The following is a 24,882-nucleotide window of genomic DNA, read 5'->3' on the forward strand; positions in this document are numbered from 1 at the left end:
TCGTTGTGCGTGACCGGCGCATCGCGGCGCCGGGGGCGGTTGCTACGAACGGCTGCTACGAACGGCTTCGATACACGGCGACGCCTTGCGGCTCGACCTGCGCGGCGCCGACCACGAAAGCGGACGGCGGCACCGCATCGATCGTGTGCGGCGTGCTGCCGTAGTTGAATACGTAGGTCAGGCCGCCGCGCCGGCTCACGCGCACGCCGTCGCCGAGCGGCGACGGTGTCAGGCCGGCTTCGGCCGCGACGTCGGCGAACAGGCGCGCGGTGGTCGCGTCGTCGAACAGCGCGGCCCAGTAGTGCAGCGTGCCGTGCGACACGCAGGCCGGATGACCGTCGGCGAAACGCGCGCGCACGACGCTGCGCGCGTCGTCGTCGCGCAGTTCGACGAGGTCGCGCCAGTGACGCGCGTCGCCGGTGAGCGGCGCGCCGTCGCGCAGCGTGCCGTCGATCCGCTCGGTCACGTTCGGCCGCAGCGATTCGACGCGCCACACGCGTACCGGCAGGATCGACGCGAGCGGGCCGGGCGGCAGCGTCGGCGGAATCCGCAGGTCGGCGGTCTTCGAGCCGGTGCGTGGGCCGAACACCGCATGCGCGCCGGATGCGGCGAGCCGTGCCGCGAAGTCGTCCGGCACGACCGGCAGCGGCGGCACGACGACGAGCCGGTAGCCGTCGAGCGGCGCGTGCGCGGATACGATGTCGACGTCGAGGCCGAGCGAACGCAGCGCCGAGTAGTACTCGAACGCGAAGCGCGGGTAGTGGAAATCGGCGCCTTGCGGCTGCACTTCGAACAGCCACTTCGCTTCGTAGTCGAACACGAGCGCGACGGGTGCACGCACCGCGCCGTTCGCGTCGGCATCGGCACCTGCGTCGAGCACGCCGGCGATCTCCTGCGCGACGCGCTGCGCTTCGCGGCCGCCTTCGTCGAGCCGGTCGTCGGGCGTGTGCAGGCCCGCATGCATCTGCTCCTGCGCGAACGGCGCCTGCCGCCAGCGGAAGTACGACACGCAGCCGGCGCCGTGCGCGAACGCTTCCCAGCTCCACAGCCGCACCATGCCCGGCAGCGGCGCGGGGTTCCACTGCGCCCAGTTCACGGGGCCCGGCTGCTGCTCCATCACCCAGAACGGCAGCTTCGACATGCCGCGATAGAGGTCGTGATTGAACGACGCGAAATCCGGATGGCCGGTGCGCAGCCAGCGCGCCTTCACGTCGGGCGCGAACCATTGCTCCTCGAGCGCGCCGAGCGGATAGCTGTCCCAGGTCGCGACGTCGAGGTCGCGCGCCACGTCGTAATGATCGAACTCGGTGAAGAGCTGCATGAAGTTGTGCGCGACCGGGCGGCCCGGCGAATGCGCGCGGATCACGTCGACCTGCATCCGGTGATAGCGCGCGACTTCATCCGACGCGAAGCGCCGGTAGTCGAGGCGGTGCGACGGATGCGCTTCGGTCACGGTGCCGACCGGCGCATCGATTTCGTCGAAATGCCGGTACTCCATGCTCCAGAACACGGTGCCCCACGCACGGTTCAGCGCGTCGATCGTGCCGTAGCGCGCCTGCAGCCATGCGCGAAAACGCACGAGCGCGGCGGGCGAGTAACTGACGACAGTCTGGTGGCAGCCGAGCTCGTTGTCGGTCTGCCAGTAGCGCACGGCCGGGTGGCGGCCGTAGCGTTCGGCGACCGCGGTGCAGATGCGGCGCGACGCTTCCAGATAGGTCGGCGACGAGAAGTCGTAGTGGCGGCGCGAGCCGAACTTGCGCGGCCGGCCGTCCGCGCCGATCGCGAGGATGTCGGGGTGACGGTCGACGAGCCATTTCGGCGGTGTCGCGGTCGGCGTGCACATCACGATCTCGAGGCCGGCCGTGCCGAGCACGTCGATCGCGCGGTCGAGCCAGCCCCAGTCGTATTCGCCCGGCGACGGCTCGATGCGGCTCCATGCGAATTCGGCGATCCGCACCTGCGCGATGCCGAGGGCCTTCATCCGGCGGGCGTCGTCGGCCCACATCGATTCCGGCCAGTGTTCCGGGTAGTAACAGACTCCGAGGCGCATGCCCGATCCTTATGCGTAGTGGTGGACGGGAAGGTCGGCGCACGCGGGCACCGCGCGGCCGTCTTCGGTGAAGAGATGGCAGGCGGCGGCCGGCGCATGCGCGTGCACGCGTTCGCCGCGGCGCAGCGGGGCGTCGCCGGGCACCTTCGCGATCAGCGGCGTGCCGCCGGCCTGGTCGAGGTGCACGTAGGTCTGCTCGCCGAGGCGTTCGACGAGCGCGACGTCGCGCGCGAGCGTCGTCGCGTCGTGCGCGGCGCCGAGCGTCAGGTGTTCGGGGCGGATACCGAGCGTGACGGCCGCGCCGACCGCGAGCGCGGAACCGTCGCGCGGCAGCGTGAAGGTTTCGCCGGACAACACGACGGTGACGATCGTGCGCCGCGCGTCGCAGGCGGTGACGACGGCCGGCAGGAAGTTCATCCGCGGCGAGCCGATGAAGCCGGCGACGAAGCGGCTCGCCGGATGGTGATAGAGGTCGAGCGGCGCGCCGACCTGCGCGATGCTGCCGTGCCGCGCGGTGTCCGCGCCGGCGTGCAGCAGCACGATCTTGTCGGCGAGCGTCATCGCTTCGGTCTGGTCGTGCGTCACGTAGACGACGCTCGCGCGCTCGAACTGCCGGTGCAGCTTCGCGATCTCGATGCGGGTCTGACCGCGCAGCGCCGCGTCGAGGTTCGACAGCGGCTCGTCGAACAGGAACACGCCGGGCTCGCGCACGATCGCGCGGCCGATCGCGACGCGCTGCCGCTGGCCGCCGGACAGCGCCTTCGGCTTGCGCTCGAGCAGCGTGTCGAGCTGCAGGATCCGCGCGGCGTCGCGCACCTTCCGGTCGATCTCGGCCTTCGGCACGCGCGCGAGCTTCAGCCCGAACGCCATGTTCTCGTAGACCGTCATGTGCGGAAACAGCGCGTAGCTCTGGAACACCATCGCGACGCCGCGCTCGGCGGCCGGCACGTCGTCGACGCGGCGGCCGTCGATCGACAGCTCGCCGTCGCTCAGGTCCTCGAGGCCCGCGATCATCCGCAGCAGGGTCGACTTGCCGCAGCCGGACGGGCCGAGGAACACGCAGAACTCGTGCGCGCCGATCTCCAGATCGACGTCGCGAATGACCGGCGCGTGCTCGCCATAGGCTTTCTGCACGCGTCGCATCGAGATGCTCGCCATTGTCTCCGCTCCATGTTCTAATGCGCCTTCGTCGATGCTTAAGCGCTTAAGCAACGCGATCAAAAAAAGAGCCGATCGCGATCGCGGCCGAGTCGCGCCCGTCGGTCGGGCGGCAGGGTGTGCGGCGATAGTGCGCCGCTTCGGTGAGCGAAGCAAATACTGGATCGACGTTTCATATAGTGGGCAAATCATGGCGACACTGGATGAAGTGGCCCGTCGCGCCGGCGTGACGGCCGCGACGGTCTCGAACGTGCTGCGCGACCGCGGCCGGGTCGGCGAAGCCACCCGCGCGCGGGTGCTCGAAGCGGTGCAGGCGCTCGGCTACCGGCCGCATCTGGCCGCGCGGGCGCTGGCGGAAGGGCGCGCGCCGACGGTCGCGCTGATGGTGTCGAGCATCGCGAACCCGTTCTATCCGGAGTTCGCGCTCGCGGTCGAGCGCGCGGTGCGGCGCAACGGGCAATTCCTGATCGTCTGCAATACGAACGAAGATCCGTTGCAGGGGCGCGCGTATCTCGACCAGATCGCCGGCACGATTTCCGAGGGGATTCTCGTGACCAACGCGAACCTGCACCTGCCGGATCTGGTCGACGTCGCGCGGCGCGGCGTGCCGGTCGTGCTGTGTCTGTGGGAGCGGCCCGATGCGCCGCCTGAAGGCTTGCCGTGCGTCGCGGTGGATTTTCGCGAGGCGGGGCGGATTGCGACGCGGCATCTGGTCGAACTCGGGCACAAGACGATCGGCGTGATCGTCGGCGGCTCGGCGAGCGGCGTGCAGGCGGCGCGCTACGACGGCTTCGTCGACGTGATGCGCGATGCGGGGCTCGACGCGTCGATCGTCGCGGCCGAGCCCGATTCGATCGAAGGCGGTGTGCGTGCGGCGGGCCGGCTGCTCGACGCGCATCCCGGGCTGACCGCGCTGGTCGCGACCAACGACCTGCCCGCGATCGGCGCGCTGCACGCGGCCGCCGATCGCGGCCGGCGTGTGCCCGACGATCTGTCGATCGTCGGCATCACCGATATTCATCTGGCGAGCGATACGCGTCCTACGTTGACGACCGTCGCGATTCCGACCGCCGAGGCCGCGGGGCTCGCGGTCAAACTGCTCAACGCGTTGCGCGAGGCGGGCGGTCAGGTCGACGATGCATCGCGCGTGCGGACGGCGTCGGTGCCGCGGCTGGTGGTGCGCGGGACGACGGGGGCGGTGCGCGATGGCTTAGCGGGAGAAGGCGGCCACGCGGGGCGTGTCGCGTAGTGTCATGCTTGCCGAAGCCGAAGCCGAAGCCGAAGCCGAAGCCGAAGCCGAAGCCGAAGCCGAAGCCGAAGCCGAAGCCGAAGCCGAAGCCGAAGCCGAAGCCGAAGCCGAAGCCGAAGCCGAAGCCGAAGCCGAAGCCGACGGGCTAAGCCTGAGTAGAGGCCGGCCGCGGGCCGGTAGATGGAATCGCAAGAGTGGCGCGATCACGCCCCAAGGCGCAGATCGTCCTCGACGAGCCGCATCACGATGCGCCGGGCCGAATCGAGGTGCGCGACCGTCATCGCGCGCGCGCCACGTGCGTTGCGTTCGCGGCACGCGTGCAGGATTTCTTCATGCTCGACCTGGAATGACGGCGTATCCGCGAGCAACGTTGTCTGAAGTCGCTCGTAGCGCTCGACCTGGCTGCGCAGCTCCGCGATCGCCTTCAACTGCCGCTCGTTGCCGCAGCATGAATACAGCAGCGCATGGAATTCGCGGTTCAGCTCGCCTTGCCGGCGCGGCACGTTCGATTCGCCGAGCAGCCTGTGCACGAGTTCGGCGCGCGCGAGTGTTTCGTCGTCGAGCCGCTTCACGCTGCGGTAGATCGCGTCGCCTTCGAGCAGCGTGCGCATGTCGTAGATCTCCTGCACGTCGGATGCGCTCAGCATCCGCACGACCGCGCCGCGATTCCTGAATATATCCAGTAATCCTTCGCGTTCGAGGCGCTGGATCGCCTCGCGCATCGGAATCCGGCTGATGCCGAAGCGTTCGGCGAGGTCGCGCTCGACGAGCCGCTCGCCTGCCTGCAACTCGCCGTTGATGATCATCTCCCGCAACGATGCAGCCACCGCGTCCGCCGTCGAATCGAGTCTGGCTTCCATGTTCCTGCGCTCCTCATTTTGGAATAATGGTATACCAAACCGCATTCCGGTGCCACAATGATGACCTCACGTTCCGATATCGAAGGAGAGCGAGATGGCGCATGGCGAACACAAGTACCGCGTGGCAGTGGAGTGGACCGGCAACCGGGGAACCGGCACGTCGGGGTATCGCGAATATGGCCGCGATCATGTGATCCGCGCGGGTTCGAAGCCGGACATTCCGGGCTCGTCGGACGCGGCGTTCCGCGGCGATGCGGCGCGCTGGAATCCGGAAGACTTGCTGCTCGCGTCGGCCTCGGCGTGTCACAAGCTCTGGTATCTGCATCTGTGTTCCGATGCGGGAATCCGCGTGCTGGCGTATGTGGACGATGCGGAAGGGACGATGCTCGACAGCCCCGGGCCGGGGCGCTTCACCGAAATCGTGCTGCACCCGCGCGTGACGATCCAGGCGGGCGACGATCGTGCGCTCGCCGAGCGGCTGCATCACGACGCGCATGCGAAGTGCTATGTGGCGAACTCCGTGAACTTCCCGATCCGGTGCGAGCCGGTGATCGAGGTCGCGGAAGCGTGATGCATGCCGCGGAACGGGCGGGGTTCGCTGCGTACCGGGCGTAACCGAAACGCGGGACGCGAGCGCACGCGTGTCTTTCGACAGGCGAGCAGGCTCGACGAAACCGGGCCGCGTCGCCTCACAACACGACCCCGTACACCTCCCGAGCCGCCGCCCGAATCGCATCGGCCATCACCTCGACAGCCGGCGACGGCAGCCGGTCCGTGCGCGTGATGATCCCGAAATCGTCCATCCGGCAATCCATCTCCAGCGGCAGCACCGTGACGATCCCGTGGCGCGCGTAGTACAGCGCGACGTCCTCCGCGAGCACCGCGATCATGTCGCTCTGCTCGATCAACTGCGTGATGAACAGCAGCGCGGCCGTCTCGACCACGTTCGCGGGCGGCGCGAGGCTCGCGCGCTGGAACACCAGCTCGAAGCGGTGACGCAGCACGCTGCCGGCCGGCGGCATGACCCAAGCGGCGCGCTGCACGTCGGCGAGCGACAGCGGCGCCTGCGCGAGCAGCGGATGGCCCGGCCGCACGACCGCGGCGACCGGCTCGCCGGTCAGCGGCTCGTAGCGCAGGTGCAGCTTGTCGTGTTCGGCGGACAGCCGGCCGAGCACGATGTCGAGCTTGTCCTGCGCAAGGTGTTCGAGCAGCACGTTGCTCGTGTCGATCGTCACCGACACGCGCACGTTCGCATGCGTCCCCTTGACGGCCGCGACGGCCGGCGGCACGAGCCGCAGCCCCGGCGACGTGATCGCGCCCACCGCCACATGCCCGAGATGGCCGGCCTTCAGCGCGGCCAGCTCCTCGCGCGCCTGGTCGAGGCTGCCGAGCGCCGCGCGCGCGTGGCGGATCAGCGCATCGCCGTACAGCGTCGGCCGCATCCCGCGCGGCAGCCGCTCGAACAACACCGCGCCGATCGATTCCTCGAGTTCGCGCAGCAGCTTCGACGCGGCCGGTTGCGTCATGCTCAGCGCGGCCGCCGCGCGGTGGATGCTGCCTTCGTCGGCGAGCGCGACGACCAGCAGGAGCTGGCGGGTCTTCAGGCGGCTGCGGTTTCCCCACGGGCTGGCTTCGGGCATCGTACGGGTTTATATCGATATCGGAATCGATATCGTAATCGCCTAAAACGTCATTAGCCAGTTATCAAAATTCTGCCTAGACTCCGCCGGTATCCCGTCACCACAGGACTGACGATGTCGGCAACGAAACCCAGGCTGCGCTCCACCCAATGGTTCGGCACCAACGACAAGAACGGCTTCATGTACCGGAGCTGGATGAAGAACCAGGGCATCCCCGATCACGAGTTCGACGGCCGGCCGATCATCGGCATCTGCAACACGTGGTCCGAACTGACGCCGTGCAACGCGCACTTCCGCAAGCTCGCGGAGCACGTGAAGCGCGGGATCTCCGAGGCGGGCGGGTTCCCGGTCGAGTTCCCGGTGTTCTCGAACGGCGAATCGAACCTGCGGCCGTCGGCGATGCTCACGCGCAACCTGGCGTCGATGGACGTCGAGGAAGCGATCCGCGGCAACCCGATCGACGCGGTCGTGCTGCTAGCCGGCTGCGACAAGACGACCCCCGCGCTGCTGATGGGCGCGGCGAGCTGCGACGTGCCGGCGATCGTCGTGTCGGGCGGCCCGATGCTGAACGGCAAGCTCGAAGGCAAGAACATCGGCTCGGGCACGGCCGTGTGGCAGCTGCATGAAGCGCTGAAGGCGGGCGAGATCGACCTGCACCACTTCCTGTCGGCCGAGGCCGGCATGTCGCGCTCGGCCGGCACCTGCAACACGATGGGCACCGCGTCGACGATGGCGTGCATGGCCGAGGCGCTCGGCGTCGCGCTGCCGCACAACGCGGCGATTCCGGCGGTCGATTCGCGCCGCTATGTGCTCGCGCACATGTCGGGCATCCGCATCGTCGAGATGGCGCTCGAAGGGCTCGTGCTGTCGAAGGTCCTGACGCGCGCCGCATTCGAGAACGCGATCCGCGCGAACGCGGCGATCGGCGGCTCGACCAACGCGGTGATCCACCTGAAGGCGATCGCGGGCCGCATCGGCGTGCCGCTCGAACTCGAGGACTGGATGCGCATCGGCCGCGACACGCCGACGATCGTCGACCTGATGCCCTCGGGGCGCTTCCTGATGGAGGAGTTCTATTACGCGGGCGGGTTGCCGGCCGTGCTGCGCCGGCTCGGCGAAGGCGGGCTGCTGCCGCATCCGGACGCGCTGACGGTCAACGGTAAGTCGCTGTGGGACAACGTGCGCGAAGCGCCGAACTACGACGACGAGGTGATCCGCCCGCTCGACCGGCCGCTGATCTCCGACGGCGGGATCTGCATCCTGCGCGGCAATCTCGCGCCGCGCGGCGCGGTGCTGAAGCCGTCGGCGGCGAGCCCCGAGCTGCTGAAGCATCGCGGCCGCGCGGTGGTGTTCGAGAATCTCGATCACTACAAGGCGACGATCAACGACGAAGCGCTCGACGTCGACGCGAGCTCGGTGCTGGTGCTGAAGAACTGCGGGCCGCGCGGTTATCCGGGGATGGCCGAGGTCGGCAACATGGGGCTGCCGCCGAAGCTGCTGCGCCAAGGGGTGAAGGACATGGTGCGGATCTCGGATGCGCGGATGAGCGGCACCGCATACGGCACGGTCGTGCTGCACGTCGCGCCGGAAGCGGCCGCGGGCGGGCCGCTCGCAGCCGTGCGCAACGGCGACTGGATCGAGCTCGACTGCGAGGCCGGCACGCTGCATCTGGACATTTCGGATGACGAACTGCAGCGGCGCCTGTCGGACGTCGATCCGACCGCGGCGCCGGGCGTGGCCGGGCAGCTCGGCAAGGGCGGCTATGCGCGGCTGTATATCGATCACGTGCTGCAGGCCGACGAAGGGTGCGACCTCGACTTCCTGGTCGGCACGCGCGGCGCGGACGTGCCGAGCCATTCGCATTGAGCGACGCATAGCCGTGCAGGGACGCGGATTGTGGCGGGGCCTGAGGGAAACGAGTTGACGCGGCGGCCTTGGTCGAGCGGGAAGCATGGGGCCCCGCAAGCGCGAAGCGCTAACGGGGGCGACCGCGAAGCATGGGGCGCACGTAAGCGCTAAAGCGCCGACGTACGCCGACCGCGAAGCATGGGGCGTACGTAAGCGCTAAAGCGCCAACGTACGCCGACCGCGAAGCATGGGGCCCCCGTAAGCGCTAAAGCGCCAACGGTGGTCGACAGGAGACAAGATGACGACGCAGTACCCCCCCGCGCACGCCGTGGCGGACCAGTCCGATTCGCCGACAGCCGTCGACGAACGGCAACTGACCCGCCTGCTCACGCGCAAGCTCGTGCCGTTCCTCGCGCTGATCTACGTGGTCGCCTACGTCGACCGTACCGTCGTCGGCTTCGCGAAGCTGCACATGAACGCGGCGATCGGCCTCGGCGATGCCGCATACGGACTCGGCGCCGGACTGTTCTTCATCGGCTACTTCCTGTGCGAGGTGCCGAGCAACCTCGCGCTCGGACGCTTCGGCGCGCGCGTCTGGTTCGCACGCATCCTCGCGACGTGGGGCGTGATCACGATGGCGATGGCGCTGGTACAGGGACCGACCAGCTTCTACGTGCTGCGCTTCCTGCTCGGCGCGGCGGAAGCCGGCCTCTATCCCGGCATCCTGTACTTCCTCACACAATGGTTCCCGATGCGCGACCGTGCCCGCGTGATCGGCCTGCTCGTCCTTGCGCAGCCGCTCGCCGGCATCGTGACGGGCCCGCTCGCCGGTTGGCTGCTGTCGACGCACGGGCTGTTCGGCCTGTCGGACTGGCAGACGCTGTTCGTCGTCAGCGGCCTGCCGGCCGTGCTGCTCGCGTGGCCCACGCTGCTGCTGCTGCCCGAATCGCCCGTGCATGCGCGCTGGCTGAACGACGACGAGCGCCGCTGGATCGCGCGGCAGCTCGCCGCCGATCGCGACACGTATCGCCCCGATTCGCACGGCAATCCGCTCGCCGCATTGCGCGACCGCCGCGTACTGCTGCTCGCCGCGCTGTTCCTGCCGTTTCCGCTGTGCATCTACGGGCTGTCGCTGTGGCTGCCGACGATCATCCACGCGTTCGGCACCGGCGATGCGGCGACGGGGCTGCTGTCCGCGGTGCCGTACCTGTTCGCGGTGGTCGGCCTGCTCGTCGTGCCGCGTCATTCGGATCGCAAGCGCGAGCGTTACTGGCACATCGTCGTCGTGTCGGCGGCCGCCGCCGTGACGATGGCCGCGAGCGCGTGGGTGCGCGAACCGGCGCTGCAGTTCCTGTTCATCTGCCTGACCGCGTTCTCGCTGTATTCGATCCAGGCCGTCGTGTGGGCGCTGCCCGGCGAATTCCTCACCGGCACGAGCGCGGCGGTCGGCATCGCCGCGATCAATTCGCTCGCGAATCTCGGCGGCTACCTGGGGCCGTACGGCATCGGCCTGATCAAGGCGTCGACCGGCAGCCTCGCGGCCGGCCTGTACTTCCTCGCGGCGACGTTGCTGTTCGCGGTGCTGATGACGTTCGTGGTGCGCGCCGCGCTGCGCGCGCCCGAGCCGGCCGCGGGCACATTCGCCGGCGAATCCTGAACCCCGTGTTTTCCGGCTGAACGCCGCTTCGACCGACGCAGGACCGAACCATGACATCGAGCAGCACGCCGCGCTATCGCGGCATCTTCCCCGTCGTCCCGACGACGTTTTCCGAGACCGGCGAGCTCGACCTCGCAAGCCAGAAGCGCGCGGTCGACTTCATGATCGACGCGGGCTCGGACGGGCTGTGCATCCTCGCGAACTTCTCCGAGCAGTTCGCGATCACCGACGACGAACGCGACGTGCTCACGCGCACGATCCTCGAACACGTCGCCGGCCGCGTGCCGGTGATCGTCACGACGTCGCACTACGGCACGCAGGTGTGCGCGGCGCGCAGCCTGCGTGCGCAGCAGCTCGGCGCGGCGATGGTGATGGCGATGCCGCCGTATCACGGCGCGACGTTCCGCGTGCCCGAAGCGCAGATCTTCGAGTTCTTCGCACGCGTGTCGGACGCGATCGACATCCCGATCATGATCCAGGATGCGCCCGCGAGCGGCACCGCGCTGTCCGCGCCGTTCCTCGCGCGCATGGCGCGCGAGATCGAGCAGGTCGCGTACTTCAAGATCGAGACGCCGGGTGCGGCGAACAAGCTGCGCGAGCTGATCCGGCTCGGCGGCGACGCGATCGAAGGGCCGTGGGACGGCGAGGAGGCGATCACGTTGCTCGCCGACCTGCATGCCGGCGCGACCGGTGCGATGACGGGCGGCGGCTTTCCGGACGGCATCCGGCCGATCCTCGAAGCATTCCGCGAAGGGCGGCACGACGAGGCGTTCGCGCGCTATCAGACGTGGCTGCCGCTGATCAATCACGAGAACCGCCAGTCCGGGATCCTCACCGCGAAGGCGCTGATGCGCGCCGGCGGCGTGATCGCGTGCGAGCGGCCGCGGCACCCGATGCCGGAACTGCACCCGGACACGCGCGCGGAGCTGCTCGCGATCGCGCGCCGGCTCGATCCGCTCGTGCTGCGCTGGGCGCACTGAGCAAGTGGCGAAGGAGAAACGCAGATGAGCGACGTGATTTCACTGGGCGTGATCGGGATCGGCAAGATCGCGCGCGACCAGCATTTGCCGGCGATCGCCGCCGAACCGGGTTTCATGCTGACCGCGTGCGCGAGCCGTCATGCGGAAGTCGACGGCGTGCGCAACTACCAGGACCTGGGCGCGCTGCTGGCCGCCGAGCCCGAGCTCGACGCCGTGTCGCTGTGCGCGCCGCCGCAGGTGCGCTACGCGCAGGCACGTGCCGCGCTCGAGGCCGGCAAGCACGTGATGCTCGAGAAGCCGCCGGGCGCGACGCTCGGCGAAGTGGCCGCGCTGGACGCGCTCGCGCGCGAACGCGGCCTCACGCTGTTCGCGACCTGGCATTCGCGCTGCGCGAGCGCGGTGGAACCGGCGCGCGCGTGGCTCGCGACGCGCACGATCCGCGCGGTCCAGGTGCGCTGGAAGGAGGACGTGCGGCGCTGGCATCCGGGCCAGCAGTGGATCTGGGAGCCCGGCGGCCTCGGCGTGTTCGATCCCGGCATCAACGCGCTGTCGATCGTTACGCGGATCCTGCCGCGCGAGCTCGTGCTGCGCGAGGCGACGCTCTACGTGCCGAGCGACGCGCAGATGCCGATCGCGGCCGACCTCGAATGCGCCGATACGCACGGCGTGCCCGTGCGCGCGGAATTCGACTGGCGGCACGGCCCCGTCGAGCAATGGGAGATCGCGGTCGACACGTCGGACGGCGTGCTCGCGATCAGCCGCGGCGGCGCGCAATTGTCGATTGCGGGCGAGCCGGTCGAGCTCGGGCCGCAGCGCGAGTACCCGGCGCTGTATGCGCAGTTCCGCGCGCTGATCGCGCGCGGCGCAAGCGACGTCGACGTGCGGCCGTTGCGGCTCGTCGCCGACGCATTCCTGTTCGGGCGGCGCGTCGGGACCGACGCGTTCGGCCGCTGACACCGTGCCGCCGCGAGCGCGACCGCGCACGACGAAATGCGCACGACGCAAGTTGAAGACCCAAGCCAACAGACAAGGAGACACCGCATGAACCGCACGACCCACACGATCCGCCGCCACACGCTGCGCGCGCTGCTGGCCGCGCTTTGCCTCGCGCCGCTCGGGATGCAGGGCGCCGCGCACGCCGACGCGCCGCTGAAGATCGGCTTCCTGGTGAAGATGCCCGAGCAGGCATGGTTCATCAACGAGCAGAACGCGGCGTCCGCGCTCGGCCAGAAGGAGAACTTCTCGGTCGTGAAGATCGGCACGCCGGACGGCGAGAAGGTGCTCGCCGCGATCGACAACCTCGGCTCGCAAGGCGCGCAGGGCTTCGTGATCTGCGCACCCGACGTGCGCCTCGGGCCGGCGATCGCGTCGCGCGCGAAGCGCTACAACATGAAGTTCGTGACGGTCGACGACCAGCTCGTCGACTCGACCGGCAAGCCGCTGCCGAACGTGCCGCACCTCGGGATGTCGGCGACCAAGATCGGCAACCAGGTCGGCCAGGCGATCGCCGACGAGATGAAGCGGCGCGGCTGGAAGCCGGAGGAAGTCGGCGCGCTGCGCGTCACCAACTACGAGCTGCCGACCGCGAAGCTGCGCACCGACGGCGCGACGCAGGCGCTGCTCGCGAACGGCTTCCGCAAGGAAAACATCTTCGACGCGCCGCAGAAGACGACCGACGACGAAGGCGGCTTCAGCGCGGCAGCGCCCGTGCTCGCGCGCCATCCGAACATCAAGAAGTGGGTGGTCTACGCGCTGAACGAGGAAACCGTGCTCGGCGCGGTACGCGCGACCGAACAGCTGCACATCCCGGCCGCGGACGTGATCGGCGTCGGCATCAACGGCGCGGGCGAGGCGTTTGCCGAGTTCCAGAAGAAGGAGCCGACCGGCTTCTACGGGACGATCGCGGTCAGCTCGACGAATCACGGCAAGGACAGCACGCAGAACCTCGTCGACTGGATCCGCAACGGCAAGGCGCCGCCGGCCGACACGCAGACGAGCGGCAAGCTGATGACGCGCGCGAACTGGCAGGCCGTGCGCGCCGAGCTCGGCATCTGAACGTGCGGGGCGACGACGCGATGACGATGCAGATGATGACGGCCAGTTCGCGCCACGACGACGTGGCCACGCCCGGCACCGCGCCGCCGCCGCCCGGCGGCGCGCTGCTCGCGCTCGACGGCATCACGGTGACGTTCCCGGGCGTGCGCGCGCTCGACGGCGTGTCGCTGTCGGTGCGCGCGGGCGAGGTGCACGGGCTGATGGGCGAGAACGGCGCGGGCAAGTCGACGCTGCTGAAGGTGCTGTCCGGCGTGAACCAGCCGCAGGCCGGCACGCTGACGCTGAACGGCACGGTGCAGCGCTTCGCGTCGACGCGCGCCGCGCTCGAGGCCGGCATCGCGATCATCTACCAGGAACTGCATCTGGTACCCGAGCTGACGGTCGCCGAGAACCTGATGCTCGGCCAGCTGCCGAGCCGGCTCGGCGTGGTCGACGAGCGCGCGCTTGCCGTGCGCGCGCTCGATGCGCTGGAGCGGCTCGGCGAGCACATCGATCCGGACATCCCGGTGAAGTATTTGTCGATCGGCCAGCGCCAGATGATCGAGATCGGCAAGGCGCTGATGCGCGACGCGCGCGTGATCGCGTTCGACGAGCCGACGAGTTCGCTGTCCGCGCGCGAGACGACGCAGCTGTTCCGCATCATCCGTTCGCTGCGTGCCGAGGGACGCGCGATCATCTACGTCACGCACCGGATGGAGGAAGTCGACGCGCTGTGCGATCGCGTGACGGTGTTCCGCGACGGCCGCCGGATCGAGACGTTCGAATCGGTCGCCGAGCTCGACCGCGACCGGCTGATCGGCTGCATGGTCGGCCGCTCGATCGAGGACGTGTACGGCTACCGGCCGCGCACGGCCGGCGACGTGCTGATCGAGGCGAAGGGGCTCGTCGGGCCCGGCCTGTCCGAGCCGGTGTCGTTCGCCGCGCGGCGCGGCGAGATCGTCGGCTTCTTCGGGCTCGTCGGCGCGGGCCGCTCGGAGCTGATGAAGCTGCTGTACGGCGCGGCGCGGCCCACGGGCGGGCATGTCGAGCTGGGCGGCAAGCGCGTGGCGTTCGCGAGCCCGCGGCACGCGGTGCGCGCCGGCATCGCGCTGTGCCCCGAGGACCGCAAGCAGGAAGGCATCGTCGCGATCGCGTCGGTGGCCGACAACCTGAACATCAGCGCGCGCCGTCATTTCAGCCCGGCGCGCGTGCTGCTCGACACGCGGCGCGAACGCGAGCTGGCGCAGCAATACATCGAGCGGCTCGCGATCAAGACCCGCGACGGCGAGACGCCGATCGGCGCGCTGTCGGGCGGCAACCAGCAGAAGGTCGTGCTCGCGCGCTGGCTGGCCGAGCGCATCGACGTGTTCCTGATGGACGAGCCGACGCGCGGCATCGACGTCGGCGCGCGCGCGGAAATCTACAACCTGTTCTACGAACTCGCGGAAGCGGGCCGCACGGTGATCATCGTGTCGAGCGATCTGGCCGAGGTGATCGGCGTGGCGGACCGCGTCATCGTGATGAAGGAAGGACGGATCGCGGGCGAGGTCGCGAAGGCGCAGGCGACGCCCGACGCGCTGATCAAGCTCGCGCTGCCGCGCTAGCGGCCTGCAGTCAACCGGAAAGCAAACGTTATGAGCCAGGCAATGCAACCCCAACGCACTTCCCCGTCCCCCGATGCCGCAGCCGCGCCCGCGCGAGCGCGCGGCGGCGTGTGGCAACTGATCAACCGCTCCGGCATCGTGATGGTGTTTCTCGTGCTGTTCGCGACGCTGTCGCTGACCGTGCCGGACTTCCTCACGCCGCGCAACATCCAGGGCCTGCTGCTGTCGGTCACGCTGATCGGCTCGATCGCGGTGACGATGATGTTCGTGCTCGCGCTCGGCGAAGTCGACCTGTCGGTCGCGTCGATCGTCGCGTTCTCGGGCGTCGTCGCGTCGACGCTGATCACCGCGACGCACAGCGTCGTGCTCGGCATTGCCGCCGGCGTGCTCGCGGGCGGCGCGGTCGGGCTCGTGAACGGCGTGCTGATCGCGCGCTGGCGGATCAACTCGCTGATCGTCACGCTCGCGATGATGGAAGTCGTGCGCGGGCTCGCGTTCATCACGTCGAACGGCGACGCGGTGATGATCTCCGAGGAGCGCTTCTTCGATCTCGGCGGCGGCTCGTTCCTCGGCATCTCGTATCCGATCTGGAGCAACATCGTCGGCTTCGTCGTGTTCGGCTTCCTGTTGCGCAAGACCGTGTTCGGCAAGAACGTGCTGGCGGTCGGCGGCAACGGCGAGGCCGCGCTGCTCGCGGGGCTGCCGGTGATGCGCATCAAGATCGCGGTGTTCGTGCTGCAGGGCCTCGTGACCGGCTTCGCCGGCGTGATGCTCGCGTCGCGGATGAGCCTCGGCGACCCGAAGACGTCGGTCGGTCTCGAACTCGGCGTGATCTCCGCGTGCGTGCTCGGCGGCGTGTCGCTGACGGGCGGCGTCGCGACGATCTCCGGCGTGCTGGTCGGCGTGCTGATCATGGGCTCCGTGCAGGATGCGATGAGCCTCTTGAACGTGCCGACCTTTTACCAATATCTGATACGCGGCGGAATTCTGTTGCTCGCGGTGCTGTTCGACCAGTATCGTCGCAACCAGCGGCGCGCGATGAAGATCTGACCCTGACGCACGCGCGGCCGCCTGCGAATGCGAAAGACATCGGGAGACGGCATGCAACAGACTCATCCGGGCACGGCGGCGGCGCTGCTGGTCGACAGCCGCAACACGCTCGGCGAAGGCGCGACGTGGTGCGACGCGACGCACGCGCTGTACTGGACGGACATCGAAGGCGCGCGGCTGTGGCGCTGCCGCGCGGACGGCTCGGACCTCGCGCGGTGGCCGATGCCCGAACGGCTCGCGTGCTTCGCGCTCACGCATGATCCCGACGTGCTGCTGGTCGGGCTTGCGACGCATCTCGCGTTCTTCGATCTGCGCAGCGGCGAATTCACGCGGATCGTCGACGTCGAACCCGACCTGCCGACGCGGCTGAACGACGGCCGCTGCGATCCGTTCGGCGCGTTCGTGTTCGGGATGAAGGACGAAGGCGGCGATCCGCCGCGCGCGGTCGGCGGCTTCTACCGGCTCAATCCGGACCTCACGCTCGAACGGCTTGCATTGCCGGCGGCCGCGATCGCGAACAGCATCGCGTTCTCGCCGGACGGCGCGAAGATGCATTTCTGCGATTCGATGGTGCGCGAGATTCTCGTCTGCGATTACCGCGCGGGCGGCGACGTGGCCAACGTGCGGCCGTTCGCGCGACTGACCGATGCTGATGGCGACCCGGACGGCTCGACGATGGATCGCGACGGCGGGCTGTGGAACGCGCAATGGGGCGGCCGGCGCGTGGTGCGTTACGGGCCGGACGGCATCGAGACGGATCGCATGGCCGTGCCGACCGCGCAGCCGAGCTGCGTCGCAATCGATGGTGAAGGCCGCTTGTACGTGACGAGCGCGCGCGTCGGGTTGGGCGACGACGCGCTGGCGAGCGATGCCGATGCCGGCGGCGTGTTCGTCGCCCGGACGCGCCATGCGGGGTTGCCGACCGCGCGATTCGCGGGCGCGCCGCGCAACTGATCGCGCATTCGCGCACTGTAAGGATCCCGTTCATGGGATGCCGCTGACGCGGCGGCGTCGCGTTCAGGCCTGCGGTTTGCCGCGCTTGCGTGCGCGCGCCGTGCCGTTCCGGCTTCGCGGAACGCCCGTTCCGCCGCCGACCTGCTGGTAAGATGGCCCGCAATCCCATCCCGCCCGCACCATGAGCTCCACCCCGACCAAGCCCGCGAACCCGAAAAACGCCGCGAAGAACGCTGCCCGCGCGACGGGCGACAAGCCGAAGGCGCGCGTGCAACAGCGCCTGACCTACGTGATCGGCGGCCTCGACCGGCTGCTGCGCCGTCACATGACCGACGCGCTCGCGCCGCTCGGCATCACGCTCGCGCAATACACGGCGCTGTCGGTGCTCGAGGCGCGCGGCGCCTCGTCGAACGCGCAACTGGCCGAGCGCTCGTGGATCACGCCGCAATCGGCGAACGAGGTGATGAGCGTGATGGCCGCCCGCGGTTTCGTCACGCGCGAGGCCGACCCGTCGCACGGCCGCATCATCCTGCTGACGCTGACCGACGCAGGCGCGGCGATGTTGCGTGAATGCGAAGGCGTGCTGCGCCCGCTCGAGGCGCGCATGCTCGGCGACATCTCCGCCGACGACGCCGCGCACGTGCAGCGCGCGCTCGAACTGTTCTCGCGCAACCTGCGCGGCTGATCCGTTTCCGAACCTGACGGCGCGGGCCCGTGCGGCCCGCGTTGGCCGTGCACGCGCCGTCGCCGGTCGCCCGACCGTGCCCCGATTCCGTGGTCACCGCCGCTTTCCGCTCCGGGTTTACACCGGCGCTCATGTCGCTTGCAATATCAGGTAGCCTGATATTAAATGAAGCCGTCCGCAGCAGGAATGCTGCGCACCGAATCGCACAGGAACGAACGACAGGAACAGACATGAGCAAGTACGACAACCGCTGGCAGACCGTGAAAGTGAACGTGGAGGCCGGCATCGCGTGGGTCACGCTGAACCGCCCCGAGAAGCGCAATGCGATGAGCCCGACGCTGAACCGGGAGATGCTGGAGGTCCTCGACGCGGTCGAGTTCGACGACGAGGCGAAGGTGCTGGTGCTGACCGGCGCGGGCGCCGCGTGGACGGCCGGCATGGATCTGAAGGAATATTTCCGCGAGATCGACGGCGGCTCCGACGCGCTGCAGGAAAAGGTGCGGCGCGACGCGTCGGAATGGCAGTGGCGCCGGCTGCGGATGTACAACAAGCCGACGATCGCGATGGTGAACGGCTGGTGCTTCGGCGGCGGGTTCTCGCCGCTCGTCGCGTGCGACCTCGCGATCGCGGCGGACGAAGCGGTGTTCGGGCTGTCGGAGATCAACTGGGGCATCCCGCCGGGCAACCTCGTCAGCAAGGCGATGGCCGATACGGTCGGGCATCGCCGCGCGCTGCACTACATCATGACCGGCGACACGTTCACTGGCGTGGAAGCGGCCGAGATGGGCCTCGTGAACAGCAGCGTGCCGCTGGCCGGCCTGCGCGACGCGACGATCGCGCTCGCCGCGCGGCTGATGGACAAGAACCCGGTCGTGCTGCGTGCCGCGAAGCACGGCTTCAAGCGCTCGCGCGAACTCACGTGGGAGCAGTGCGAGGATTACCTGTATGCGAAGCTCGACCAGGCGCAGCTGCGCGATCCGGAGCGCGGCCGCGAGCAGGGGCTGAAGCAGTTCCTCGACGACAAGACGATCAAGCCGGGCCTGCAGGCATACAAGCGCTGATACAGGCGCCGAAGCAATCGCCAACGCAGCCGCAAGAGACAGGCAAGGCAGGAGACGACATGACCGACAGACGGATGCTGATCGCGGGCGAGTGGTGCACCGCCCGCGACGGCCGAACCTTCGACCGATTCAACCCCGCGACGGGCGCGCTTGCGTCGCGCGCGCCGGCGGCCGGCCCGGTCGATGCCGACGCGGCGATCGACGCCGCGCACCGCGCATTCCCCGCGTGGGCGGCGCTCGCGCCGACCGAACGGCGCCGCCGGCTGCTGAAGGCGGCCGACCTGATGGACGCGCGCATCGACGAGATCATCGCGACCGGCGTCGCCGAAACCGGCGCGACGCCCGGCTGGCTCGGCTTCAACGTGACGCTCGCGGCGAACATGCTGCGCGAGGCCGCGTCGATGACGACGCAGATCGACGGCGACGTGATCCCGTCCGACGTGCCCGGCAATCTGGCGCTCGCGATGCGCGTGCCGTGCGGCGTCGTGCTCGGCATCGCGCCGTGGAACGCGCCGGTGATCCTCGGCACGCGCGCGCTGGCGATGCCGCTCGCGTGCGGCAACACCGTCGTGCTGAAGGCGTCCGAGGCGTGCCCGGGCGTGCACGCGCTGATCGGCGCGGTGCTGGACGAAGCGGGGCTCGGCGCGGGCGTGGTCAACGTGATCACGCACGCGGCCGCTGATGCACCCGAACTCGTCGAGCGGATGATCGCGCATCCGCACGTGAAGCGAATCAACTTCACCGGGTCCACGCACGTCGGGCGCATCATCGCGCGCCATGCGGCCGCGCACCTGAAACCCGTGCTGCTCGAACTCGGCGGCAAGGCGCCGGTGCTCGTGCTCGACGATGCCGATCTCGATGCGGCCGTCGACGCGATCGCATTCGGCGCATTCTTCAACCAGGGGCAGATCTGCATGTCGACCGAGCGCGTGATCGCCGCGCGACCGATCGCCGATGCGCTCGTCGAACGGCTCGCCGCGAAGGCGCGCACGCTCGTCGCGGGCGATCCGCTCGCAGGCCATCCGCTCGGCACGATGGTCGACGCGGCGGCCGCCGCGCGCGCGGCGTCGCTCGTAGAGGACGCGCGTTCGCATGGCGCGCAGCTGCCGCTCGGCTGCCGCGTCGAAGGCGCGACGATGCAGCCTGCGATCGTCGACGGCGTGACGCACGACATGCGGCTCTACCGCGAGGAATCGTTCGCGCCGGTCGTCGCGATCCTGCGCGCGGACAGCGACGACGAAGCGGTCGCGCTCGCGAACGACAGCGAGTTCGGGCTGTCGGCGAGCGTGTTCAGCCGCGACATCGCGCGGGCGATGACGGTCGCGCGCCGGATCGAATCGGGGATCTGCCACATCAACGGGCCGACCGTGCACGACGAGGCGCAGATGCCGTTCGGCGGCACGAAGGCGAGCGGCTACGGTCGCTTCGGCAGCCGCGCGTCGATCGCCGAATTCACCGAGCTGCGCTGGATCACCGTGCAGACCACGCCGCGTCACTACCCGTTATGAGCGAGCCGACGATGAATGTTGCGACGCCCGCCAGCGGGCAGGTAAATGAAACGGGCGGCGTGCGTTATCGCGCGGCGGCCGTCGCGGTCGGCGCGGCCGAGATTCGCCGCGCGGACAACGGCGCGTGGTACCTGCGCTCGCGCGAACCGCTCGGCGACTACCCGACGCGCGTGACCGACTGCCTCGTGCGCGGCGCGCAAGCGCACCCCGACCGCGTACTGGCGGCACGCCGCGGTGCCGACGGCCGCTGGATCGCGCTCACCTACGCGCAGATGCTCGAACGCGCCCGCGCGATTGGACAGGGCCTCGTCGATCTCGGGCTGTCGGTCGAGCGTCCGCTCGCGGTGCTGTCCGGCAACGATCTCGAGCATCTGCAGCTGATGTTCGCGGCGATGCTGGCCGGCGTGCCGTACTCGCCGATCTCGCCCGCGTATTCGCTGGTGTCGACCGACTACGGCAAGCTGCGTCACACGCTCGGCGTGCTGCGGCCGGGCGCGGTGTTCGTCGCGGAACGCGCGCCGTTCGCGCGTGCGCTCGACGCGACGTTGCCGGCCGATGCGGCGCTGATCGTCGCGCAGGATGCGGACGTCGACGCCGAAGGGCGAGCGGTGCCGCTGTCGCGCCTGCTCGCGACCGTCCCGCGCACGATCGACGCGATCCATGCGGCGCTCGGCCCCGACCATCTCGCGAAGATCCTGTTTACGTCGGGTTCGACGAAGCAGCCGAAGGCCGTGCCGACCACGCACCGGATGCTGTGCAGCAACCAGCAGATGCTGCGCCAGACGATGCCCGAGCTGACGCGCGAGCCGCCGGTGCTGGTCGACTGGCTGCCGTGGAATCACACGTTCGGCGGCAGTCACAACCTCGGCATCGCGCTGTACAACGGCGGTTCGCTGTACATCGACGACGGCCGCCCGGTGCCGGGCCGCTTCGACGAAACCGTGCGCAACCTGCGCGAGATCGCGCCGACCATCTACTTCAACGTGCCGAAAGGCTGGGAAGAACTGACCGCCGCGCTCGAACGCGATTCGGCGTTGCGCGACACGTTCTTCTCGCGCGTGAAGCTGTACTTCTTCGGCGGCGCGGGGCTGTCGCAGGCCGCGTGGGACCGGCTCGACCGCGTGACCGAAGCGCATTGCGGCGAGCGCATCCGGATCATGGCCGGCCTCGGGATGACGGAGGCGTCGCCGTCGTGCCTGTTCACGACGGGGCCGCTGATGCGCGCCGGCTATATCGGCCTGCCCGCGCCCGGCTGCGACGCGAAGCTCGTGCCGTGCGGCGACAAGCTCGAGCTGCGTTTCAAGGGGCCGAACGTGATGCGCGGCTACTGGCACGCGGACGTCGATCCGCGCGACGTGTTCGACGACGAAGGCTATTACCGCAGCGGCGATGCGGGGGTTTTCGCCGATCCGCAGCGGCCGGAACTCGGGCTGCTGTTCGACGGCCGGCTCACCGAGGATTTCAAGCTGAGCAGCGGCACCTTCGTCAGCGTCGGGCCGTTGCGCGCGAACGCGGTGTCGAGCGGCGCGCCGTACGTGCAGGACGTGGTCGTCACCGGCATCGATCGCGACGACATCGGCCTGCTGGTGTTTCCGCGCGTCGAAGCGTGCCGCGCGCTGGCGGGGCTCGCGGCCGATGCGTCCGTGACCGACGTGCTGCGCGCGCCGGTCGTGCGCGCGGCGTTCGCGGCATGGCTTGCCGTGCTGAACCGGCATGCGAGCGGCGGCTCGACGTTCGTCGCGCGCATCCGGCTGATCGATACGCCGCCTTCGCTCGATCTCGGCGAAGTGACCGACAAGGGTTCGCTGAACCAGGCGGCCGTGCAGAAGCATCGCGCGGCGACGATCGACGCGCTGTACGACCCGGCGCGACGCGATCCCGACGTGATTTACGCGTAAGCAGAAGCAGACCGAAGCAAACCGAAGCAAGCAGGCACGACGACCGGCCGGCCACGATACCGGCAGGCATTCTTGCGGCCAGCGAATCAGGCTGCCTGATAAGGGAGGCCGTTCGGACGACACCGCGCGCGCCGCTCCGCCACTGGCCGGCGGCGGCGCGCGGCGGCCGTTGCAGGGCCGACGACTACAAGACATGGGATTGGAGACAGACACGATGAACACTTACGTTGCCGAAAAACCCACGGTCGCGACCACGCTCGCGCTGTGTTTCGCGATCGCCCTTCTCGAAGGGCTCGACCTGCAGTCGGTCGGCGTCGCCGCGCCGCGCATGGCGCGCGAATTCGGGTTGAGCGTGTCGCAGATGGGCATCGCGTTCAGCGCGGGCACCTTCGGGCTGCTGCCGGGCGCGATGCTCGGCGGGCGGCTCGCCGACCGGATCGGCCGCAAGCGCGTGCTGATCGCGTCGGCCGTGCTGTTCGGGCTGCTGTCGATCGCCACCGCGCAGGTCTCGACCTTCGCGATGCTCGTCGTCGTGCGCGTGCTGACCGGCATCGGCCTCGGCGGCGCGATGCCGAACCTGATCGCGCTGTCGTCCGAAGCGGTCGAGCCGCGCTCGCGCAGCAGCGCGGTGGCGACGATGTACTGCGGCATCCCGTTCGGCGGCGTGATCGCGTCGCTGATCGGCGTGCTGCTCGCCGGCGACACCGAATGGCGGCACATCTTCTACGTCGGCGGCGTGGGGCCGCTGCTGCTCGTGCCGCTGCTGGTGTGGTTCCTGCCGGAATCGCGCGCGTATCTCGACGTCGCCGGCACGCCGGCCGCGCGCACGAGCGTCGCGCGCACGCTGTTCGGCGACGGCCGCACGACGTCGACGGTCGCGCTGTGGATCAGCTACTTCTGCACGCTGATCGTCCTCTACTTCCTGCTGAACTGGCTGCCGTCGCTGATGGCCTCGCGCGGGCTCGATCGCGCGCACGTCGGCCTCGTGCAGATCGCGTTCAACGTCGGCGCGGGGCTCGGCGCGCTCGGCATCGGCGCGGCGCTCGACCGGATGCGCGCGTCGCGCGTGGTTGGCGGCATGTACGTCGGGATCGTGCTGTCGCTCGCCGCGCTCGCGGCCGCGCCGGGCTTCGCGTCGCTCGCGGCAGCCGCGTTCGCGGCCGGGATGTTCGTGGTCGGCGGGCAGTCGGTGCTGTATGCGCTCGCGGCGATCTATTACCCGACCGCGATGCGCGGCACGGGCGTCGGCGCGGCGGTGGCCGTCGGCCGGCTCGGTTCCGTCGTCGGGCCGCTCGCGGCCGCGACGCTGCTGGCCGCCGGCCGCAGCGCGCCCGTCGTGATCGGCGCCAGCATCCCCGTCACGCTCGTCGCGGCCTTCGCCGCATTCGTGCTGATTCGCCGCCCGCAAGCCGGCGACTGAGCTTTCGTTTTTTTCGATGCGCGCCGTCAGAGCGCGCGATTCAACACGGTCTGGAGACGCAACGACATGAAGACGAAGACAAGGAACGGCCTGCTGGCCGCCGGCGCGTGCTGCGCGCTTGCCGCGCCGGGCGCGCACGCGCAGTCGAGCGTGACGCTGTACGGGATCATCGATACGGGCGTCGAGTTCGTGTCGCACGCGAACGCGGCTGGCGACCACGTCGTGCGCATGCCGGGCGTGACGGGCGAGCTGCCGTCGCGCTGGGGCCTGCGCGGCACCGAGGATCTCGGCGGCGGCTACCAGGCGGTGTTCACGCTCGAAAGCGGCTTCAACGTGCGCGGCGGCGATCTCGGCCAGGGCGGCCGGCTGTTCGGGCGGCAGGCGTTCGTCGGGCTGAAGAGCGGCTTCGGCACGCTCGCGTTCGGCCGTCAGTACACGATGACCTATCTCGCGCTGCAGGGCGCGGACATCATCGGCCCCGACATCTACGGGCTCGGCTCGTTCGACGCGTACGTGCCGAACGGCCGCGCCGACAACGCGGTGACCTACGTCGGCACCTATCGCGGCGTGACGCTCGGCGCCGCGTATTCGTTCGGCCGCGACGGCGCGGGCACCGGCAACTCGCCGGGGCAGGGCACCTGCGCGGGACAGGTGCCGGGCGATGCCGTCCAGTGCCGCAACTGGTCGGTGATGCTCAAGTACGACAGCGCGTATTTCGGCGCGGCGGCGTCGTACGAGGAGCAGCGCGGCGGCACCGGCGCGGCCGCGAACTTCTTCGATGGCGTGGCGCCCGTTCCTTTCACGAGCAGCGGCGGCAAGGACGCGCGCACGCACGTGAGCGCGTATGCGCAGGCGGCGGGCGCGCGGATCGGCGCGGGCTGGATCGGGCGGCGCGTGTCGACCGGTTCGCCGGCCGCGCCGGGCGCGCATTCGGACCTGTTCTTCGTTGGCGCGTCGTATGCGGTGAAACCCGATTTCGTCGTCGACGGCGAAGGCTACCGGATCGTCAACAGCGCGCACGACACGCGCGCGACGATGGCCACGCTGCGCGCGACCTATCTGCTGAGCAAGCGCACGGCCGTCTACGCGCAATCGTCGTATCTGTGGAACAGCGCGCATGCTCGCTACGCGGTCAGCGGCGGCGGGCCCGGCACGACGCCCGGCGCGGGGATGGGGCAGCTCGGCGCGATGGTCGGCGTGCGGCACATGTTCTGATCCGGCAGCCA

Annotated in this window: 21 protein-coding genes; 17 read left to right on the forward strand and 4 right to left on the reverse strand. The window is 69.6% G+C overall.

The genetic code is table 11. The annotated features are described in order from the left end of the window. Positions 1-55: 55 nt before the first annotated feature. On the reverse strand, positions 56-2,050 hold the full coding sequence (locus U4Z64_RS17740) for a beta-galactosidase (RefSeq protein WP_321809955.1): 1,995 nt from the start codon (positions 2,048-2,050) through the stop codon (positions 56-58). Between the two features lie 9 nt (positions 2,051-2,059). Beyond that, entirely contained in the window at positions 2,060-3,208 is a 1,149-nt protein-coding gene (locus tag U4Z64_RS17745) for a sn-glycerol-3-phosphate ABC transporter ATP-binding protein UgpC (RefSeq protein WP_321809954.1), read from the reverse strand. Between the two features lie 190 nt (positions 3,209-3,398). Between U4Z64_RS17745 and U4Z64_RS17750 the strand changes: the two genes are divergently transcribed. Beyond that, positions 3,399-4,457, forward strand: coding sequence for a LacI family DNA-binding transcriptional regulator (locus U4Z64_RS17750; RefSeq protein WP_321809953.1), 1,059 nt, complete (start codon positions 3,399-3,401; stop codon positions 4,455-4,457). A gap of 8 nt (positions 4,458-4,465) precedes the next feature. Further along, entirely contained in the window at positions 4,466-4,606 is a 141-nt protein-coding gene (locus U4Z64_RS17755) for a hypothetical protein (RefSeq protein ID WP_321798052.1), read from the forward strand. Positions 4,607-4,660: 54 nt separating this feature from the next. Here the strand turns inward: U4Z64_RS17755 and U4Z64_RS17760 are convergent, their stop codons facing one another. Then, entirely contained in the window at positions 4,661-5,317 is a 657-nt protein-coding gene (locus U4Z64_RS17760) for a GntR family transcriptional regulator (RefSeq protein ID WP_321809952.1), read from the reverse strand. A gap of 94 nt (positions 5,318-5,411) precedes the next feature. Between U4Z64_RS17760 and U4Z64_RS17765 the strand changes: the two genes are divergently transcribed. Beyond that, positions 5,412-5,888, forward strand: coding sequence for an OsmC family protein (locus tag U4Z64_RS17765; RefSeq protein ID WP_124485997.1), 477 nt, complete (start codon positions 5,412-5,414; stop codon positions 5,886-5,888). 118 nt (positions 5,889-6,006) lie between these two features. Here the strand turns inward: U4Z64_RS17765 and U4Z64_RS17770 are convergent, their stop codons facing one another. After that, on the reverse strand, positions 6,007-6,957 hold the full coding sequence (locus U4Z64_RS17770) for a LysR substrate-binding domain-containing protein (RefSeq protein WP_044847384.1): 951 nt from the start codon (positions 6,955-6,957) through the stop codon (positions 6,007-6,009). A 114-nt stretch (positions 6,958-7,071) separates the two neighbouring features. Between U4Z64_RS17770 and U4Z64_RS17775 the strand changes: the two genes are divergently transcribed. The 14 genes from U4Z64_RS17775 to U4Z64_RS17840 all read left to right on the forward strand — a co-directional run bounded on the left by U4Z64_RS17775 (position 7,072) and on the right by U4Z64_RS17840 (position 24,871). Then, the gene (locus U4Z64_RS17775; RefSeq protein ID WP_321809951.1) at positions 7,072-8,823 is read left to right on the forward strand and encodes an IlvD/Edd family dehydratase; all 1,752 of its coding nucleotides are present in this window, start codon (positions 7,072-7,074) and stop codon (positions 8,821-8,823) included. Between the two features lie 280 nt (positions 8,824-9,103). Next, a complete protein-coding gene (locus tag U4Z64_RS17780) occupies positions 9,104-10,462 on the forward strand; it encodes an MFS transporter (RefSeq protein WP_321809950.1) in 1,359 nt (452 codons plus the stop codon). A 50-nt stretch (positions 10,463-10,512) separates the two neighbouring features. Beyond that, the gene (locus U4Z64_RS17785) at positions 10,513-11,442 is read left to right on the forward strand and encodes a dihydrodipicolinate synthase family protein (RefSeq protein ID WP_044847381.1); all 930 of its coding nucleotides are present in this window, start codon (positions 10,513-10,515) and stop codon (positions 11,440-11,442) included. Between the two features lie 24 nt (positions 11,443-11,466). Next, complete coding sequence (locus tag U4Z64_RS17790) at positions 11,467-12,396, forward strand: Gfo/Idh/MocA family oxidoreductase (protein WP_321809949.1); 930 nt, start codon at positions 11,467-11,469, stop codon at positions 12,394-12,396. An 87-nt stretch (positions 12,397-12,483) separates the two neighbouring features. Next, positions 12,484-13,497, forward strand: coding sequence for an arabinose ABC transporter substrate-binding protein (locus U4Z64_RS17795; RefSeq protein ID WP_321798033.1), 1,014 nt, complete (start codon positions 12,484-12,486; stop codon positions 13,495-13,497). A gap of 20 nt (positions 13,498-13,517) precedes the next feature. Then, positions 13,518-15,080 carry an L-arabinose ABC transporter ATP-binding protein AraG gene (araG, locus tag U4Z64_RS17800; protein ID WP_321809948.1) on the forward strand — a complete coding sequence of 521 codons (1,563 nt, stop codon included), beginning with the start codon at positions 13,518-13,520 and terminating at the stop codon, positions 15,078-15,080. 30 nt (positions 15,081-15,110) lie between these two features. Next, positions 15,111-16,130, forward strand: coding sequence for an L-arabinose ABC transporter permease AraH (gene araH, locus U4Z64_RS17805; protein ID WP_044847378.1), 1,020 nt, complete (start codon positions 15,111-15,113; stop codon positions 16,128-16,130). A 51-nt stretch (positions 16,131-16,181) separates the two neighbouring features. Further along, positions 16,182-17,084, forward strand: coding sequence for an SMP-30/gluconolactonase/LRE family protein (locus U4Z64_RS17810; RefSeq protein ID WP_321809947.1), 903 nt, complete (start codon positions 16,182-16,184; stop codon positions 17,082-17,084). Positions 17,085-17,265: 181 nt separating this feature from the next. Then, positions 17,266-17,769, forward strand: a complete 504-nt coding sequence (locus U4Z64_RS17815) for a MarR family winged helix-turn-helix transcriptional regulator (RefSeq protein ID WP_044847376.1) — start codon at positions 17,266-17,268, stop codon at positions 17,767-17,769. Positions 17,770-17,999: 230 nt separating this feature from the next. Beyond that, complete coding sequence (locus tag U4Z64_RS17820) at positions 18,000-18,830, forward strand: p-hydroxycinnamoyl CoA hydratase/lyase (protein WP_044847375.1); 831 nt, start codon at positions 18,000-18,002, stop codon at positions 18,828-18,830. A gap of 59 nt (positions 18,831-18,889) precedes the next feature. Beyond that, positions 18,890-20,338 carry an aldehyde dehydrogenase gene (locus U4Z64_RS17825; protein WP_044847374.1) on the forward strand — a complete coding sequence of 483 codons (1,449 nt, stop codon included), beginning with the start codon at positions 18,890-18,892 and terminating at the stop codon, positions 20,336-20,338. Next, positions 20,335-22,236: a feruloyl-CoA synthase gene (locus U4Z64_RS17830; RefSeq protein WP_321809946.1), complete on the forward strand. Its 1,902-nt coding sequence runs from the start codon at positions 20,335-20,337 to the stop codon at positions 22,234-22,236. Before U4Z64_RS17825 ends, U4Z64_RS17830 begins: the two co-directional genes overlap by 4 nt. A gap of 214 nt (positions 22,237-22,450) precedes the next feature. Next, positions 22,451-23,656, forward strand: a complete 1,206-nt coding sequence (mhpT, locus tag U4Z64_RS17835) for a 3-(3-hydroxy-phenyl)propionate transporter MhpT (RefSeq protein ID WP_044847372.1) — start codon at positions 22,451-22,453, stop codon at positions 23,654-23,656. A gap of 66 nt (positions 23,657-23,722) precedes the next feature. Continuing rightward, positions 23,723-24,871: a porin gene (locus U4Z64_RS17840; RefSeq protein ID WP_321809945.1), complete on the forward strand. Its 1,149-nt coding sequence runs from the start codon at positions 23,723-23,725 to the stop codon at positions 24,869-24,871. Positions 24,872-24,882 lie beyond the last annotated feature (11 nt).

The organism is Burkholderia sp. BCC1996, assembly GCF_905339955.1.
Lineage (GTDB): Bacteria > Pseudomonadota > Gammaproteobacteria > Burkholderiales > Burkholderiaceae > Burkholderia.

Coding starts and splice junctions, on each gene's coding strand:
- U4Z64_RS17740 (WP_321809955.1), bottom strand. CDS start 2,050: ATGCGCCTCGGAGTCTGTTACTACCCGGAACACTGGCCGGAATCGATG.
- U4Z64_RS17745 (WP_321809954.1), bottom strand. CDS start 3,208: ATGGCGAGCATCTCGATGCGACGCGTGCAGAAAGCCTATGGCGAGCAC.
- U4Z64_RS17750 (WP_321809953.1), top strand. CDS start 3,399: ATGGCGACACTGGATGAAGTGGCCCGTCGCGCCGGCGTGACGGCCGCG.
- U4Z64_RS17760 (WP_321809952.1), bottom strand. CDS start 5,317: ATGGAAGCCAGACTCGATTCGACGGCGGACGCGGTGGCTGCATCGTTG.
- U4Z64_RS17765 (WP_124485997.1), top strand. CDS start 5,412: ATGGCGCATGGCGAACACAAGTACCGCGTGGCAGTGGAGTGGACCGGC.
- U4Z64_RS17770 (WP_044847384.1), bottom strand. CDS start 6,957: ATGCCCGAAGCCAGCCCGTGGGGAAACCGCAGCCGCCTGAAGACCCGC.
- U4Z64_RS17775 (WP_321809951.1), top strand. CDS start 7,072: ATGTCGGCAACGAAACCCAGGCTGCGCTCCACCCAATGGTTCGGCACC.
- U4Z64_RS17780 (WP_321809950.1), top strand. CDS start 9,104: ATGACGACGCAGTACCCCCCCGCGCACGCCGTGGCGGACCAGTCCGAT.
- U4Z64_RS17785 (WP_044847381.1), top strand. CDS start 10,513: ATGACATCGAGCAGCACGCCGCGCTATCGCGGCATCTTCCCCGTCGTC.
- U4Z64_RS17790 (WP_321809949.1), top strand. CDS start 11,467: ATGAGCGACGTGATTTCACTGGGCGTGATCGGGATCGGCAAGATCGCG.
- U4Z64_RS17795 (WP_321798033.1), top strand. CDS start 12,484: ATGAACCGCACGACCCACACGATCCGCCGCCACACGCTGCGCGCGCTG.
- araG (WP_321809948.1), top strand. CDS start 13,518: ATGACGATGCAGATGATGACGGCCAGTTCGCGCCACGACGACGTGGCC.
- araH (WP_044847378.1), top strand. CDS start 15,111: ATGAGCCAGGCAATGCAACCCCAACGCACTTCCCCGTCCCCCGATGCC.
- U4Z64_RS17810 (WP_321809947.1), top strand. CDS start 16,182: ATGCAACAGACTCATCCGGGCACGGCGGCGGCGCTGCTGGTCGACAGC.
- U4Z64_RS17815 (WP_044847376.1), top strand. CDS start 17,266: ATGAGCTCCACCCCGACCAAGCCCGCGAACCCGAAAAACGCCGCGAAG.
- U4Z64_RS17820 (WP_044847375.1), top strand. CDS start 18,000: ATGAGCAAGTACGACAACCGCTGGCAGACCGTGAAAGTGAACGTGGAG.
- U4Z64_RS17825 (WP_044847374.1), top strand. CDS start 18,890: ATGACCGACAGACGGATGCTGATCGCGGGCGAGTGGTGCACCGCCCGC.
- U4Z64_RS17830 (WP_321809946.1), top strand. CDS start 20,335: ATGAGCGAGCCGACGATGAATGTTGCGACGCCCGCCAGCGGGCAGGTA.
- mhpT (WP_044847372.1), top strand. CDS start 22,451: ATGAACACTTACGTTGCCGAAAAACCCACGGTCGCGACCACGCTCGCG.
- U4Z64_RS17840 (WP_321809945.1), top strand. CDS start 23,723: ATGAAGACGAAGACAAGGAACGGCCTGCTGGCCGCCGGCGCGTGCTGC.